Consider the following 1334-nt stretch of genomic DNA (forward strand, 5'->3'; position numbering starts at 1 on the left):
AATGAATTCCAGCCTGGTTCAAAGTATCGCTTCAATTGAACCCTTTGGCACGGTGATCTTAATGATGACCAAACTGATGCCTTTCTTTATGATTATTCTGACATTTACCATGTTTTATATTCTAATGCCAAATACTCGAGTTAACTTTAAAAGTGCTTTGGTGGGCGGTGTCGTGGGTGGAAGTGCGTGGCAGGCTTCAAGCATTCTCTTTACGGCCTTCGTCGTAAATTCGTCTAAGTACGATGCGATCTATTCCGGTTTTGCCGTCGGTATTTTGTTACTGATTTGGTTGTACGTAAACTGGCTAATTTTACTGCTAGGGTCGAGTATTGCGTTTTATCACCAACATGAAAGCCATATCACAAAGGAGCAGGAGTTAGATCCTTCTCCGGAGGTCAGCGAAAAAGTTGGGCTCGATATTATGGTGAATATTGCACGTAGGTTTGAGTCAACAGAAAGTCCGGTTCTTCAAGTAGATATCGAACATCTACATACGATCCCAGCGGTTGCGAGCCGAAAAATTATCGATAAGTTGATTGCAGGCGGCCTACTTATTGTTGCGGGTGAAAAGGCCGATATGTTAGTGCCAGGCCATTCCACAGATCAGATTAGTGTAGCTCAAATATTACGGGCTTTGAGAGGGCATGAAAGTATGTGGAAATATAAGCATATCAAGCTTTCACCAGAAGTTAGCGACATCGCAGACAAACTTCATCAAGACATCAATAAAAGTTTCGATAATGTTTTGTTACGAGACTTAATCAAGGCGAAACAAATCAATAGTTGAATGAAGCCTTGTTTGAACTATCTTTAGGGCTAGCGTGCGAAAGCGACAAAAGCAAAAGAGAAAATTGGGGTGTTTAACTTGCCGGGTTGTTCCGTCTAATAATAACAGGTATGACAGACGAGTAGAAAGCGGTTAAATCGGATAGGTTGTGTGAATAGCGAAGGATAATGAGCATGAAGCAGAAGAGCATACAAAAAAGTAAACTGGTTAAAGGTATCGCACTTGCGGTCTTATTTGGTGGTGCAGTCAATGCAGTTGCAGGATATCAAGGGCATCAGCCGGGGGCGATTCTAACCTTAGGTAAAACTACTAATCCTAATTCATTATTAGCGTTGGGGAATAATCCTGCTTCGGGAGAGTTGTTGGTTGGCGATGAAGAAAGCCTTCGCTTAGGCTACTTTAGCTCACTAGGCTTTGGTTTAGAGTTAGGCGACTTAAATAACGTTGAAGATGATATTGAAGAGCTTGAGGAAATTCTGGATAGCGAGAATCTAACACTTGATCAAGCTTTGGACGCAAAAGATAAATTTGACGCCTTGCTACCCGT

Annotated in this window: 2 protein-coding genes; both read left to right on the forward strand. The window is 41.9% G+C overall.

Annotation, left to right across the window (positions count from 1 at the left end):
• Positions 1 to 787: YihY/virulence factor BrkB family protein (locus A3763_RS24510; RefSeq protein WP_068760666.1), on the forward strand; the 787-nt coding region annotated here is incomplete at its 5' end.
• 173 nt (positions 788 to 960) lie between these two features.
• A partial coding sequence (locus A3763_RS24515; RefSeq protein WP_197483102.1) for a conjugal transfer protein TraF occupies positions 961 to 1334 on the forward strand: 374 nt, incomplete at its 3' end.

The organism is Oleiphilus sp. HI0128, from assembly GCF_001635365.1.